The sequence below is a fragment of the Fervidicola ferrireducens genome (assembly GCF_001562425.1).
Lineage (GTDB): Bacteria > Bacillota > Thermosediminibacteria > Thermosediminibacterales > Thermosediminibacteraceae > Fervidicola > Fervidicola ferrireducens.
The window spans coordinates 1-13,936 of the sequence record NZ_LOED01000043.1; the positions used below are offsets into that span (position 1 = coordinate 1).

Genomic DNA, 13,936 nt, shown 5'->3' on the forward strand with positions numbered 1-13,936 from the left:
ATGGTCTCCTCCCGGCAAAAATGCGTGAACAGAATTTCTATGCGATTGTCAAAAATTTTTGCTATAACCTATTGACTTTTCATAGCACGTCTTAATGCTAATTTACCTTAACCAAATTCTTTATTTCCTCAAACCGTTTTTCCCCTATCCCCGAGACGTTTTTCAGCTCTTCAATGGATTTGAAAGGCCCGTGCTGGTTTCTGTAATCGATAATCCTCTGGGCCAGGGCAGGACCTATACCCGGCAGTTTATCCAGTTCATCAAGCCCCGCCGAGTTGATATTTATTTTGCCGTCCGACGGCGAAATTCCTCCGTTTACGGCGTCACCGGAGGCAGGAGATTCTCCTACCTGCGGAATGTAGATTTTATCCTCATCCTGCAGCTTTTTTGCTAAATTTATACCTGCAATGTCAGCTTCGGGAATGTACCCCCCGGCGGCTTTTACCGCGTCAATTACCCTGCTTCCTTCCTCCAGCTCGTAAACTCCGGGATTTTTTACTGCACCTGCAATATGGATTACAATTTTGTCTTCATCGGGAACCTCACCGGAATTATTTTCGCTTTCGAAAACTGGAATTGCCTTACCGCCTTCCAACTTAAACGCCACATCAGGAACCTTAACAAAAAAAGCCCTATAAGCAAAAACTGCGGCCATTAAACTTACGCTTGCCAACGCAAAAAGGAGTATTTTTTCCCTTTTCGTAAATTGGAGCATTGTCTCACCTGCCGGTTTTTTTTGATGAACTTTTAACTTTATTTTACATTAAATTCCGCGAAAAATAAACGGCCCGAAAGGGCCGTCTTATTTTACAACTATGTTCACCAGTTTATGGGGCACGGTTATAATTTTCGCCACCGTTTTGCCTTCTATAATGGACGAAATTTTTTCGTGCTTTAAGGCAGCCTCCTTCATCTCCTCCTCCGTGATTCCAGCAGGCACGAGTATTTTTGCCCGGACCTTTCCGTTGACCTGGATGACCACTTCCACTTCTTCCTCTACCATTGCCATTTCATCGGCCTCGGGCCAGGGCATCAGGTGTATGCTCGTTTTATTTCCCATACGCTCCCAGAGTTCTTCTGTTATATGGGGTGCGAAGGGGGCAAGGAGCAAAAGAAGGCTTTCCACTGCTTCTCTGATTACCTTGCCGGAAACCGGCTTTTCCTTGCAAGAATTAAGTCCGTTTACCATCTCCATAATGGCGCTTATGGCTGTATTGAAGTTGAACCTTTCCTCGATGTCCTCGGTAACTTTCTTTATCGTCCTGTGAACAAGCCGCCTTACTTCTCTGTCCACCTGTTCGTCGCCGGCCGGAGCGTCGACCTTAGGCAAGAGCTCTTCCACCAGCCTCCACACCCTCTGGAGGAAACGGTAGCAACCTTCCACGCCCTGGTCGCTCCATTCCAGGTCTTTTTCGGGCGGCGACGCAAAAAGTATAAAGAGTCTTGCCGTATCGGCGCCGTATTTTTCAATGATGTCCTCCGGGCTCACGATGTTGCCCAGGGACTTGGACATCTTAGCGCCATCTTTTAAAACCATGCCCTGAGTCAGCAGATTGGTAAAAGGCTCGTCTACATGGACAAGCCCCGCATCCCTCATGACTTTGTTGAAAAACCTGGAGTACATCAGGTGCAAAATCGCGTGCTCCACCCCGCCTATATACTGGTCCACTGGCATCCAGTACTCGAGCTTTTCCCTGTCGAAGGGTTTTTCTTCATTCCTCGGGTCAGTGAACCTGTAATAATACCAGGAAGAGCACATGAAAGTATCCATGGTATCGGTCTCGCGCCTCGCTGGACCTTTGCACTTGGGGCAGGTGGTGTTCAAAAATTCCTCGCATTCCAACAGCGGAGAAGTCCCTTTCGGGTTAAACTCCACGTTGTCGGGGAGCAAGACGGGCAGTTCATCTTCCGGCACCGGCACGATACCGCATTTATCGCAGTAGATTATGGGAATCGGAGCGCCCCAGTAGCGCTGCCTCGATATCAACCAGTCCCTCAGTTTGTAATTTACGGTCTTTTCCCCTAATCCCTTTTCTTCCATGAAGTCCGCTATGGCCTTTATCGCTTCGTTGCTGTTCATACCGCTGAACGCACCCGAATTTACGAGGACTCCCTCTTCCGTATAGGCTTCCGTCATGTCCCCGGCCGAAAGCTCATTTCCCGGCGGATTTATCACGACTTTTATTGGAAGACCGTATTTTTTCGCAAACTCAAAATCCCTCTGGTCGTGGGCGGGCACCCCCATTACAGCTCCCGTTCCGTAGTCCAAAAGAACGTAATTGGCAATCCAAATGGGAACCTTTTCGCCGTTAATGGGGTTAATGGCATAAGCCCCGATAAAAATGCCCTCTTTTTCAGTCTCCGTGGAAGTCCTGATAATCTCGCTTAATTTTTCCATCTTCTTTTGAAATTCCCTTACTTTTTCTTCGTAAGGCGTTCCCTCCACCAATTCGTCCACCATCGGGTGCTCCGGAGCCATGACGAGATAACTCACGCCGAAAATCGTGTCGGGCCTCGTCGTGAAAACCGGTATCCTCTTTCCGGTCTTTTCAGCGGTAAAATAAACTTCCACGCCCTCGCTGCGCCCTATCCAGTTTTCCTGCATTATCTTTACCTTTTCGGGCCAGCCGGGGAGTTTTTTCAGGTCTTCCAGAAGCTCGTCGGCGTACTCGGTTATTTTGAAAAACCACTGCTCCAGATTCTTTTTCCCAACTTCGGCTCCGCAGCGTTCGCAGTGCCCGTTCACCACCTGTTCATTGGCGAGCACCGTAGCGCACGAAGGACACCAGTTGACGTACGATTTTTTGCGGTAAGCCAGTCCCCTTTCGTAAAGCTTTAAGAAAAACCACTGGGTCCATTTATAATAACCGGGGTGGCACGTGGCAATTTCCCTGTCCCAGTCGTAGCTTATTCCAAGCTGTTTGAGCTGTTTTCTCATGTTGGCTATGTTGTCCCACGTCCATTTGGCCGGATGGATGCCGTGTTTTATGGCAGCGTTTTCGGCGGGAAGGCCGAAAGCATCCCATCCCATGGGATGAAGCACATTATACCCTTTCATCCTTTTGAACCGGGCCACAACATCTCCTATGGAATAATTTCTCACGTGGCCCATATGTAGCTTTCCTGAAGGGTACGGAAACATCTCAAGGCAGTAGTACTTGGGCTTTTTGTGGTCTTCCACGGTTTTATAGAGCTTCTGTTCTTCCCATTTTTTTTGCCATTTCGCTTCAATCGTTTTAAAATCGTAACGGCTCACAAAGTGACCTCCTTTCAAGTTCGAGCAGGTTTTTTTAAAATTAAAGGCCTCTCGTCGGTTTAGGGACGAGAAGCCTCTTTCTCGCGGTACCACCCTAATTGGCTATTGCCCGCTCTCTGCACTTTAACGCCTGCCGGCAAACTTCCAAGGCGAGTTCAAGGCTTCGCCCTCCGGATTCGCACCTTCCACCCGGTCTCTGAAAGGGCTTTAGCCTTTACTACTCCTTGAACGGCAATTTTCACTTTTATTGTCTATTATATGCAAAATCAAAATCGCTGTCAACGTCAATCCTTACGGCATCGGACCAAAGCCTCTCCAGGTCGTAATAGTCCCTCGAATCCTCATCGAAGACGTGGACAATGACGTCAAAAAAGTCTATTAAAACCCAACGGGCCTCCTCATAGCCCTCTTTCCCCCTAATCCTGCACCCGCTTTCTAAGAGTTTTTCTTCCACTTCATCGGAAAGGGCTTTGACGTGAATCGATGATTTCCCCGTCGCAATTACGAAATAATCGGCCAGAACCGAAATCGAACTTATATCCAGCACCACTACGTCTTCAGCCTTTTTTTCGATAAGGACCTTTGCTGCTAGCATTGCCGCTTCTTTGGGGCTTTTTATCATTCGTTCCCCCTCCATCAATTTCTTTGGGCATCCTTACCCACAATTATGGTCGTTAAGTCTTCACCCGGTGCATTCTCTTCCTGCATTCGCGCACTTTCGAAAACTTTTGCCAGCTTTTCTGCGTATTCCCTCATATCACTGGGATATATTATGGTGGTGGTATCGTAATCGAAGCTATCGGCATTGGCAACTCTGACCACCGTGAAACCCATTTCCTCCAATTTCTCCGCCACCTTACTTGCCAGTCCTGCATAGCCGCTGCCGTTTAACACCGCAACTTTTACATTCGCGTTTTCGCCGAAGAATACTTCTTTTACGACTTGTCGCATCTGAGACTCATACGGTATGAAGTAGCTTATGCCGCCTATATACCTTCCCTCTCCAGGAAGGATATACATTTTTATGTTGTCCTGTCCTATTTGCATTGCGAGATTCGCAAGTTTCACCATATTTGATGGCTCGATATCAGTTCTCACCGTTTCCTGAACCGCCTTTACTATCTGAGGAAGCCTCAAAATGGTGGAAGGCTTAAAAAAAGATTTTACGGCGGCTTCGAGGAACTTCTGCTGGGCTTTTATCCTGCCCAAATCGCCCTCCGGGTACTGCCGAAACCTTACGAATTGCTCGGCCTTTTCCCCGTCGAGCACTTGAAGGCCCGGCTCCAAATCTATTCTAAGACCTCCGGCTTTGTCTACATACTTCATCCTTCTTTCGATATTTATCTCGACACCACCCATGGCGTCTACTATCTTGCGAAAGCCGCTGTAATTTATGGTCACATAGTTGTGTATGGGCACACCCAGCAGGTCCTTTACGGTCCTAACCGCAAGCTCCGGACCTCCGTATGCCATCGCCGCATTTATTTTTTGATAACCCACTCCAGGAATCCTTACCCTGGTATCTCTGGGAATCGAAAGCACGTTGACCCTCTTTTCGGCAGGGTCAATGCTCACGACCATCATAGTGTCAGACCTGTAATGATTGTGCTCCTCATCGGCGCCGATGGTTCCCGCATCAAGTCCCAAAACGAGGATGTTCAATCTTCCGCCCGAGTATTCTTCAGTAGCGGGGTTATCCCCGGGCGTTATGCCGGCACCGTCATTCAAGCGGGACAGCGCAAAATAAAAACCGCTCCCGAAAGCCAAAGCTGCAAAAGCAATAGCTACTACTGTATATTTAATTATCCTCCCCATTTTTCTCTCCCCTTTTGAGTTTCTCCAGGAGAAGGCAATTTCTTGCCTCGACCATCCGCGGATGCAGCAGCCTACCACCCTCTATTACGTACTTTATGGTCGAATCGCACGCCATGATTACAGCCTCATCCAAATCTTCAAAAGCGACTTTGCGCAACCTGTCGACTCCTGGAAAATTCCTCCCGGGCTCTATATAATCGGCAAGAAAAATAACTTTATCAAGTGGGGTCATCTTCGGGTCCCCCGTAGTGTGCACTTTGACAGCCCTGAGTATACCCGGGTCCTCTATGCCGTATTTTATTTTCGCGAGGGCAGCTCCAAGGGGGGCATGTACCAAAGCTGTTTCCACCATCGAAATTTCATCTAACAGTATACCAAACTCTCGAACCAAATTCAACTGCTCGACTTCCGGTATGTCTTTTGCACAATCGTGAACCATTGCGGCAAGTTCCGCCTTTTCTTCATCAACCCCGAATCTTTTCGCAAGGGCCACCGCAGTTTCCATAACACCGAGAGTGTGGGCGAAGCGTTTTTGAGTCATGTTTTTTTTCAGATCCTCCAGAATAAATGCCTTCGAGATCATCTAAATCACCTGTAAAGACCGTTTTTCAAGATGTATTCCTCCACACCCTCGGGAACGAGGTATTTAATGGAACGCCCTTCTTTCACCCTTCTCCTTATTTCGGTAGAGGATATAGCTATCGCGGTGACTTCGAGAAGGTAAACGTCTTTCCCGTATAGCTTTTTTATCTCTTCAAGTTTATCTTTAAGCTTTTTAATAGGATATCCGGGCCTCGTGGCGGCTATAAAAGTACAAACATCCAGCACCCCTTTTATGTTTTTCCAGGTAAGTATGTCCAGTACCGCATCGGCTCCCGAAATAAAAAATAAAGATGTGTCCTTTCCGTAAATCTCTACCAGTTGATTTAACGTATCTACCGTATAGGAATACCCTTTTCTCTCTATCTCGATCCTGGAAACCTCGAAAAAAGGATTGCTATTCGTAGCCAGCGCGGTCATCAAATACCGGTGTTCGGGTTCGGTTACTTCGTAATCTTTCTTATGGGGGGGATTGCCGGTGGGGACAAAAATGACCTTGTCCAATTCAAAATTAATCCTGGCCTCTTCCGCCGTGACCAGGTGCCCAAAATGAATGGGATCGAACGTCCCCCCCATTATTCCAATCCTCTTCACATTCCCCAAAATTTCTCCCCTCCACTTTAGTTTTTTATTTCATCTCGGTATAGTAAAACTCAGCATTGCCTATCCTCACTGTATCTCCTTCTTTTATTCCCTTTTCTTTCAAAAGTTCGTCAATTCCCAGGCCTTTAAAAGCCCGCTGCAGCCTCTTTACAGCAGACTCGTTGTCCAGGTCTGTCATGGCCACCAGTCGTTCTACGGTCTTTCCCTCGACAACGAAAATTTCGCCTTCCCGCCTTACTTTTATTTCGTCTTCTTCTTTTACGGTGTATTTTTTGACCTCAACAGTTTCGGGCTTTTCATCACCTATTTTATCTAGGTACTGTATTATCTTGTATATCAGCTCTCTTAAGCCTTCGCCCGTTGCTCCCGACACCGGTATTACTTCGTAACCTTTCGATTCCAAGTGGGATTTTATTCTAGCCAGGTTTTCCTTAGCCTGCGGAAGGTCCATTTTGTTGGCCGCGACTATCTGGGGTTTCCGGGCCAGTTTTTCATTGAAGTTTTCCAGTTCTTTGTTTATAACATAAAACCCCTCTATGGGGTCGTTCTCAAGTCCCGCCGCATCTATGACGTGGACAAGGAGCCTGGTCCTTTCCACATGCTTCAGGAATTCATGGCCCAACCCCAGGCCCTGATGTGCTCCCTCAATGAGCCCGGGAATATCGGCAATGACAAAACTGCGACCGGTCGGACCGGTATCCACTACTCCGAGATTAGGGAAAAGAGTGGTGAAGGGATAATCGGCAATCTTGGGCCTTGCCGCCGTCATCCGGGAAAGCAGGGTGGATTTACCGACATTTGGGAAACCCACCAGACCCACATCGGCCAGTAGTTTGAGTTCCAGTATTATCCAGCGTTCCTCGCCAGGTTCTCCTTTTTCCGCAAAATCCGGCGCCTGATTTACCGATGAGGCAAAGCGGGCATTCCCGCGCCCTCCCCTGCCTCCGCGGGCCACCACAAAACTCTGTCCGGGTTCTACAAGATCGGCAAGCACCTCACCGGTGGCTGCATCCTTTACCACCGTTCCGGGCGGGACTCTGATGATAAGGTCTTCGCCGCTTTTGCCTGCTTTATTTGAACCCTGGCCGTTTTGTCCGCGCTCGGCCTTATAATGCACCTTGTATTTGAAATCCTGCAGGGTGGAAAGATTTCCGTCAACCACGAGCACCACGTCTCCACCCTTGCCGCCGTCGCCCCCGCTCGGTCCGCCCCGGGGCACGTACTTTTCTCTCCTAAAGGCCACGGCTCCGTTTCCGCCGTCTCCCGCTTTAACGTATATTTTTGCCTTATCCACAAACATATTCATCACCTTTTTAAGCATTCCCATAAAAGAAAAGCTATATGATATCGGGTTTGGAATCATATACGCCCAGCGTTTCGGGAAACTCAATCTGCAGATTTCTCTTCTCTTGTGCATCCTTCCCGTCCTTTAAAATCTCCCAAACCTTCTTTTTAAGATATTTTACGTCTTGTAGGTTGACTTTTTTGGGATCAAAGTCACCTGGCACTTTTATAAATATATCATATCCTTTTTTCTTCAAAAGGATTATGAGGTCCAGGACTTCGCCTATAAGCCGGGGGTTTTCCAGACTGCATACCGCGGAAAAAAGTTCATTTTGCCTTTTTATACTTTCTATATAATCCAAAACCTTATCTACCTTGCCCAGTTGGAGCATGGCGTATATAATCTGCAAGTGGTTGTTGAAATCGTGCCGCTGAAGCCTCCAGCAGAAAAAAAGCCTCTCCCAATCTTTTTTGGGTACAAACCTGCCGTAAAATTTAACCGCCAATACCGCCGCGAAAAAAAACAGCAAAGTCCACTTTAAAATTTTCGCAACCATAAAGCTTACGTGCTGGCTTTCAGTCGTTAAATATACCAACCACTCCGCCATTTAAGCCACCAAACCTTTTTTAATTTTAACATCGTTTATATTCTTCATTATTTTTAATTTTCCTTCTTTACCATCAAAAAAGCTCCTCGGCTATCCGAGGAGCTGCATTTCGGGGTAAACGTTTACCACCTTTTTATCTTTGCCTTTTTGCTCGAACTTCACGTAACCGTCGATTTTCGCAAAGAGGGTGTAATCCACCCCCATTCCCACGTTCTTCCCCGGATAGATCCTCGTGCCCCTCTGGCGCACCAGGATGCTTCCGGCCTTCACGAACTGTCCGTCGAATCTCTTAACTCCAAGGCGCTTGGATTCGCTGTCCCTTCCGTTCCTCGTGCTGCCTACACCCTTTTTGTGAGCGAAAAGCTGAAGGTTCATCTCAAACACCTCCTTTTCTTCTTGTTTCGAATTTTACGTAGGCCGGATAAGTCCGCGCTATATCTTTCAAACCCAGAACCGTTGTTTCCAATATAACGGAAGCCTTGGACAATTTTTCTTCCTGTTCGTTTTCGGGAAGGACAAGATGAAAATACCCTTCCTTTTTTACCGGGAAAATCCTAATTTTTGCCACGTTTTCAAGCCCCAGCACCGCGGTCTCGACCAGGGCCGAAACCGCAGCGCAGACTATATCCCTTCCGTACTCGGCATACCCCGCATGTCCTTTTAGCGAAAGCTCCCGCACTCTTTCGTTCTCATCAAGAGTAACGGTTATCCTTATCATGACACTTCGATTTTTTCGATTTTAATCTCCGTATAGGGCTGGCGGTGACCCTTCTTCCTGCGGTAGTTCTTCTTGGGCTTGTATTTGAAGACGATGATCTTCTTGCCCTTGCCGTGTTTCAGCACCGTCGCGGTGACTTTGGCATTTTCCAGCACCGGCTGTCCGACCATAAGCTTTTCTCCGTCGGATACGGCCAGTACCCGATCGAGCTCGACCGTTTCACCTTCCTGCGCGCGCAATTTTTCTACCCTGATCACATCGCCTTCTGAAACCCTATACTGCTTTCCGCCGGTCTCGATTATTGCGTACATCCTCTCATCCTCCTTCCTCTCGCCGGGACAAGGTAAAATTTTTGAACCCGCCCCGTGCGGTGGCCGGCGAAAACCACGTAGTTTATTTTAGCACACAAAAACGCCTTCTGTCAACTTCGCCAGTACAGCTCCCATTGCGTTTTGAAGCAGGAACTTTCTTATGGCCATGGCATCCACATCTATTCCGCACACCCCTGCCGTAATACCCGCGCTTTCATTTATGAGGCAGGGCCCATGAGAGCAAATGATGGCGGCACATTAAGAAGAAGACGACGAAGGCAGATAGGGTATCAACCTTCCGGCAAGGTTTTGTACAGGCATGGATTGAAGCCAGATTCTGCCGGGCCCTCTTAGAGTAGATAAAAATAGGCCTTCACCGCCAAACAGTATGTTTGTAAATCCTCTTATCATCTCTATGTCAAAATCAACGGTGGGTTCAAACATGGCTACATGGCCGGTGTCAACCTTCATAATTTCTCCCGGTGCCAGGTTGTATTCCACCACTTCTCCGTCCATTTCAATAAAACACATTCCCGGGCCCGTCACTTTTTCCAGAATAAAGCCTTCTCCGCCGAAAAGGCCTGCCCCCAGTTTCTTCCTAAAGAAAATCTCCAGTTTTACGGTCCTTTCCGCACATAAAAAAGCCTTCTTTTGGCATATAATGGACTGTCCTGCGGAAAGTTGCAGTGGGATTATCTTCCCCGGAAAGGAGGATGCGAAAGCAATAATACCATGCTGCTTTTTGCAGGTGTAAGTGGTTATAAAAATGGTTTCTCCCGCCAGCTTCCTAGCGATACCTCCAAAAAGTCCCCCCTCCATATTGGTCTTCATTTCGAATCCGTCGCTCATCCAGGCCATACCGCCGGATTCCGTAAAGACACTCTCCCCTTCTTCCAAGGTCAGGATAACCACGGGTAATGTATCTCCCCGGATTTCATATTTCATAAAACTTCCTCCCCCGTTTGTTTTTAATCCTTCACTTTAACCCACATTTTATCATATGTATTCGATAATGTCTCCTGTAAAGTAATTCAGTTGTTGGGGAAGCGCCACACCAGCGGTTTTGATCGGACTTTCTCAAGGTCTATCACTTTTTCTTTTTGGGACTGCTCTACCTGTTTTCCCAGGGCAGGCAATTCAATTCCACCGCTTGAAGACTGTTGTGTCGGTGTCCTTGGAGTTTCTGTAGTTTTGTCCGAATCATCAGGTGTTCCCTTTTCCCCGGCGTTAAACTTCCCTGGCACGGATTTTGCTCCTGCATCTTTGGACAGGAAAACCGCAAGGCTTAATGCGTTCGCTATAAGTAACAGATATACGAGCGAATATTCATCCTGCCGGTATACATTTTCGATGAGGTCACGGGTTAAAGACACAAAAAATCCCTCCAAAAAGTTAATCTTTAAAATTATAATATTCACTCCCTTCCCACTTATGTGTTGCAAGAAAAAATTAATAAGCGGGGTATTCCCCCGCCTAATCTGCAAGTAAAAGCAATATCAGAACTAAAAATACTACGAAGACATCCCTCTTGGTTTCCACGGAAAGAAGCAACGAAGACCCCCCTTTGCCCCACTATTGCTAGTAATAGGCTATTCATTCCTAACTAAATTTGTTCTCAGCCTTACATGGTCATGGTGCCTCTGTCGGTTTCCACAACTTTCAATATCTGCTCTTCACGACCGTTCTGAGCGTTGATGTAAATGAGATAGCGCTCGTCTTCTAATCTCCCGTCGACCTCGTAGCAGAACATTTCCTTCAAGGCCTCATCGGGTATTATCACTTTGCGGATTCTATTTACCGTAAGTCTTTTTTCAAAATTGTCCCTCACCTCCTCTTCGCTAATTTTAAATTCTGGGATTTTTCTTTCCGTGTGATTTGTGAGATACCCGAGGGCATCAAAGCCCACTACCTCGCCGTTATCCATGGCTACCTTTACCTTCACGAAATCCGGGTATACGAGAACATCATCCTGTTTGTAAGCAAAGGTCACAGTAATTGTATTGTTCTCCCGCAGTGACCCTGTGGGTTCCATATTGTCGTAACCTCTGGCCGCGATAAATTTTTTCGCCTTTTCGACGGCGGTTTTTATGTCGATTTTCTGCTGCTCGACGTCCCTCGAATTTAAAAACCAGATGACATGCCCTCCCTGCCGGCTTACATCCATTACGATATCAATATCGTTCGTTCCGGCTTTCCTGAAGCTGAGGGTGTAGGCATCTATAGTCCCCTTTGTTCGTGCGGTCACCGAAACATCGTACCGCACGTTCCGCGGGTTATCTATGAATTTCCTTCCTATTTCAACGGCTTCCCGTTCGGTTATGAGCGAACCTGTTATGGCCTTCGGTTTTATCTCTTCCACGTGGTCGGAAAACGGGCCGTCATAGGTGATGGTCGGAGCTTCTTCCTTGAGCCGCTGGTCTATTGCCACGAATTTATCGGCCATCACCTGCCCGACCCTCCTGCTCATACCCATGGCAAAAGAGCCTTTCTCCCAGTTTACCCGTCCTCTTGCCACATCATCCGAAAGCTCCCGTAGGTACCTGTTCAGGTTCTGAGTATTTTTCTTAAACTGCCGGAGAATATTCCACTCCCTTTGGGTAACCGTCTGAGCCTGCGCGATTTTTTCGGCAATGGTGTGGGAAAAGTCCCCCATTTGGGCGAAGAATTTCTGCATATTAGTCATATCCCTGCTTCCCAAAGGTAGGGAAGAAAGATTGGAACGGGCCTTTTCCGCTTCGTGCCAGACGCTGGTTAAAAGCATAATCCTCTGGCCTTCCGACGACGTCACAAGCCCTTTGGATAATAGTATGTTAATGTTATTGACGTTTTCGAGCAGGTTGTAAAAAGCCTTCTGGTAGCCCGCTTCCAGCAGGTTTTCCGCAGAATACGCCCGGCTTCGCATGCTCCAAAGACCAAACACCGCCAAAGCTACGACCAGCACTACTAATGTCCACAAAACATAGTTTCTTTTCAATTCATCATCTCCCTTCATCTTGCGAATACGTGTCTTCCTATCTGGGTGATTATCCGGCGGGTCCATATCCAGGGATTAACTCTTTTGTAGGGATTCCAGAAAAAGAGACTTCCGTAAGTAGGGTCCCAGCCGTTTAAAGCATCACGAGCGGCATTGTAATTCGTGCTGGTGGGATTCCGGGCCCATATCTGCCCGTTGCTCACCGACTCAAAAGCCCCCGGTTGATAAATCACTTCGGGGATTGTATCCGGGAATTTCGAACTCTTCACCCTGTTTAAGACCACCGCCGCCACGGCAACCTGACCTATATACGGCTCCCCGGACGCCTCCCCCGCTACGAGGCGAGCCAGTAATTCTATGTCGCTGGCTCTTGCCGCGACTGCATAGCTGGCCGCCACCTCTTGGGCTGAACGCTCTTCGCTTTCCAAAAAGACACCGGCCGCGAGGATAAACATTAGCGCCAAGGCCGTGGCCAACCGCACTTTTTTTACAAATCCGTCCACCTTATTTATCACCTCCGCAAATTTGTCATTTTTAGTTTTGGTGATACCCGCCTCCTTTATTCCCTCACTTCCTCAACAAAAAAAACATATAATATTTTAGAAAAATCTATGAAAAGTAGGTGCGAAACGATGGATGAAAATAAAAAGGGCAACGAGTACAGCCACGATGAGAAAAAGCTCGAAAAAAACGGGAAAAAAACCTTATACAACCCTTATTTGCTTTTTTTAATACTGATTCTCCTCGTAAAGTCTTTCGAAGCACCGGTTTCATCAAAAAATATCAAAGGGGGTGCATTAAACAAATGAGGCTTCTTTCGGTATCTGATGACGATTTGAAGCTCTTGGGCGCCCTAAAACCTTTTCTGAGCCCAAAAGGCCAGGAAGTTATAGAAATTTTTTCCACGGTCCTCAACGTCTTCAGGCCATCAAACCCCGAAGAAAAAATAAACCTTCAAGCGCTAAATGCATTGCTTTCTATCGTGGCTACACCCTCGGAAGAAAAGGAAGATAAAAAAGAGGAAACCGTCGAAATTGAACCGGCGGAGGACTCTACGAAGACAAAACAACTGGAAAATCTTCTAAATACGTTGGCCAAAAAAGAAAAGAATGAATAAAAAATCGATTTTTGTTCGGGGCTGCAAAGGCCCTTTTTATTCTTTTTTATTTACCGAAATCATATATTAAGTTAACAGGGGGGTGAAAGAATGTCCGAAGAAACCACCAGGTCCGACTTCAGCCTGCTGGAAATGGTGGCGGAAGTAATTCAGGGAAAGCGCGGCGGAAACATCAATGAGGTGGTAAGCCTCCTAGCCTTGAGCAACATCCTGGGTATATTGACCTTCCTAAATTCTCAGGAACTCAAAACCGGCATAAAAAATTCAGCTCTTTCTAAACCTGTTCCTTCAGACATAAAAGACCTGGCATCGACGCTGCTTACAATGTTGGGAAACAGTTCTGACAAAAAGATAAATCCTGCCGCGCTCTTAAATCTCGTGAAAACCCTTTCCTCCAGCGAGGCCCAACCTGCGGAAAGTAAGGAAATCAAAGGCTCAGAGGAAAAGGGAAAAAATACTTAAAGCCGTGCGCGAGCACGGCTTTATACCAAATGTTATCTTAAAATTCCTATTTTACCCTTGCCGTCACAGTAGGGGCATACCCTTTGTGACATCCTCCCCTCAATAAATTGAGGGGCATCCACAAGCGGATGCACGCAAGAAACCCTTGCGCTTCGGTTCAGTGACACCATGCCATCCCAGGAGGAACG

Annotated in this window: 19 protein-coding genes; 3 read left to right on the plus strand and 16 right to left on the minus strand. The window is 47.2% G+C overall.

Going from position 1 to position 13,936, the window contains the following annotated elements; translation table 11 throughout:
• Nucleotides 1-97 precede the first annotated feature (97 nt).
• The 16 genes from AN618_RS11035 to AN618_RS11105 form a co-directional block, all read right to left on the minus strand.
• Nucleotides 98-715 carry a helix-hairpin-helix domain-containing protein gene (locus AN618_RS11035; RefSeq protein ID WP_066355053.1) on the minus strand — a complete coding sequence of 206 codons (618 nt, stop codon included), beginning with the start codon at nucleotides 713-715 and terminating at the stop codon, nucleotides 98-100.
• Nucleotides 716-802: 87 nt separating this feature from the next.
• Nucleotides 803-3,256, minus strand: coding sequence for a leucine--tRNA ligase (gene leuS / locus AN618_RS11040; RefSeq protein WP_066355054.1), 2,454 nt, complete (start codon nucleotides 3,254-3,256; stop codon nucleotides 803-805).
• A 244-nt stretch (nucleotides 3,257-3,500) separates the two neighbouring features.
• Nucleotides 3,501-3,878, minus strand: a complete 378-nt coding sequence (rsfS, locus tag AN618_RS11045) for a ribosome silencing factor (RefSeq protein WP_066355060.1) — start codon at nucleotides 3,876-3,878, stop codon at nucleotides 3,501-3,503.
• A gap of 14 nt (nucleotides 3,879-3,892) precedes the next feature.
• Nucleotides 3,893-5,071, minus strand: coding sequence for an LCP family protein (locus tag AN618_RS11050; RefSeq protein ID WP_066355064.1), 1,179 nt, complete (start codon nucleotides 5,069-5,071; stop codon nucleotides 3,893-3,895).
• Nucleotides 5,055-5,654 (minus strand): bis(5'-nucleosyl)-tetraphosphatase (symmetrical) YqeK, encoded by a 600-nt coding sequence (yqeK, locus tag AN618_RS11055; RefSeq protein WP_066355066.1) that lies wholly within the window; start codon nucleotides 5,652-5,654, stop codon nucleotides 5,055-5,057. Before yqeK ends, AN618_RS11050 begins: the two co-directional genes overlap by 17 nt.
• A gap of 5 nt (nucleotides 5,655-5,659) precedes the next feature.
• Nucleotides 5,660-6,274 (minus strand): nicotinate-nucleotide adenylyltransferase, encoded by a 615-nt coding sequence (gene nadD, locus AN618_RS11060; RefSeq protein WP_083515190.1) that lies wholly within the window; start codon nucleotides 6,272-6,274, stop codon nucleotides 5,660-5,662.
• A 25-nt stretch (nucleotides 6,275-6,299) separates the two neighbouring features.
• On the minus strand, nucleotides 6,300-7,574 hold the full coding sequence (gene obgE / locus AN618_RS11065; protein WP_066355096.1) for a GTPase ObgE: 1,275 nt from the start codon (nucleotides 7,572-7,574) through the stop codon (nucleotides 6,300-6,302).
• A gap of 37 nt (nucleotides 7,575-7,611) precedes the next feature.
• Nucleotides 7,612-8,166, minus strand: coding sequence for a Spo0B domain-containing protein (locus AN618_RS11070; RefSeq protein ID WP_066355068.1), 555 nt, complete (start codon nucleotides 8,164-8,166; stop codon nucleotides 7,612-7,614).
• 90 nt (nucleotides 8,167-8,256) lie between these two features.
• On the minus strand, nucleotides 8,257-8,541 hold the full coding sequence (rpmA, locus tag AN618_RS11075; RefSeq protein ID WP_066355073.1) for a 50S ribosomal protein L27: 285 nt from the start codon (nucleotides 8,539-8,541) through the stop codon (nucleotides 8,257-8,259).
• Nucleotide 8,542: 1 nt separating this feature from the next.
• Nucleotides 8,543-8,884, minus strand: coding sequence for a ribosomal-processing cysteine protease Prp (locus AN618_RS11080; protein ID WP_066355074.1), 342 nt, complete (start codon nucleotides 8,882-8,884; stop codon nucleotides 8,543-8,545).
• Entirely contained in the window at nucleotides 8,881-9,195 is a 315-nt protein-coding gene (gene rplU, locus AN618_RS11085; RefSeq protein ID WP_066355075.1) for a 50S ribosomal protein L21, read from the minus strand. The genes AN618_RS11080 and rplU overlap by 4 nt, the downstream gene beginning before the upstream one ends.
• An 87-nt stretch (nucleotides 9,196-9,282) precedes the next feature.
• Nucleotides 9,283-9,444 (minus strand): hypothetical protein, encoded by a 162-nt coding sequence (locus tag AN618_RS13800; RefSeq protein ID WP_425402676.1) that lies wholly within the window; start codon nucleotides 9,442-9,444, stop codon nucleotides 9,283-9,285.
• 9 nt (nucleotides 9,445-9,453) lie between these two features.
• Nucleotides 9,454-10,140: a TIGR00266 family protein gene (locus AN618_RS11090; protein WP_066355082.1), complete on the minus strand. Its 687-nt coding sequence runs from the start codon at nucleotides 10,138-10,140 to the stop codon at nucleotides 9,454-9,456.
• 86 nt (nucleotides 10,141-10,226) lie between these two features.
• Nucleotides 10,227-10,568, minus strand: coding sequence for a hypothetical protein (locus AN618_RS11095; RefSeq protein WP_157081732.1), 342 nt, complete (start codon nucleotides 10,566-10,568; stop codon nucleotides 10,227-10,229).
• A gap of 248 nt (nucleotides 10,569-10,816) precedes the next feature.
• Entirely contained in the window at nucleotides 10,817-12,169 is a 1,353-nt protein-coding gene (gene ypeB, locus AN618_RS11100; RefSeq protein ID WP_066355101.1) for a germination protein YpeB, read from the minus strand.
• A gap of 14 nt (nucleotides 12,170-12,183) precedes the next feature.
• Entirely contained in the window at nucleotides 12,184-12,672 is a 489-nt protein-coding gene (locus AN618_RS11105; RefSeq protein WP_245628504.1) for a cell wall hydrolase, read from the minus strand.
• A 108-nt stretch (nucleotides 12,673-12,780) separates the two neighbouring features.
• On the opposite strand from AN618_RS11105, the gene AN618_RS13210 reads away from it, so the two are divergent.
• The 3 genes from AN618_RS13210 to AN618_RS11115 all read left to right on the plus strand — a co-directional run bounded on the left by AN618_RS13210 (nucleotide 12,781) and on the right by AN618_RS11115 (nucleotide 13,748).
• Nucleotides 12,781-12,978, plus strand: a complete 198-nt coding sequence (locus AN618_RS13210) for a hypothetical protein (protein ID WP_157081733.1) — start codon at nucleotides 12,781-12,783, stop codon at nucleotides 12,976-12,978.
• Nucleotides 12,975-13,286 carry a hypothetical protein gene (locus AN618_RS11110; RefSeq protein ID WP_066355087.1) on the plus strand — a complete coding sequence of 104 codons (312 nt, stop codon included), beginning with the start codon at nucleotides 12,975-12,977 and terminating at the stop codon, nucleotides 13,284-13,286. The genes AN618_RS13210 and AN618_RS11110 overlap by 4 nt, the downstream gene beginning before the upstream one ends.
• 90 nt (nucleotides 13,287-13,376) lie before the next feature.
• Complete coding sequence (locus tag AN618_RS11115; protein ID WP_066355092.1) at nucleotides 13,377-13,748, plus strand: hypothetical protein; 372 nt, start codon at nucleotides 13,377-13,379, stop codon at nucleotides 13,746-13,748.
• The last annotated feature ends 188 nt before the right edge of the window (nucleotides 13,749-13,936 follow it).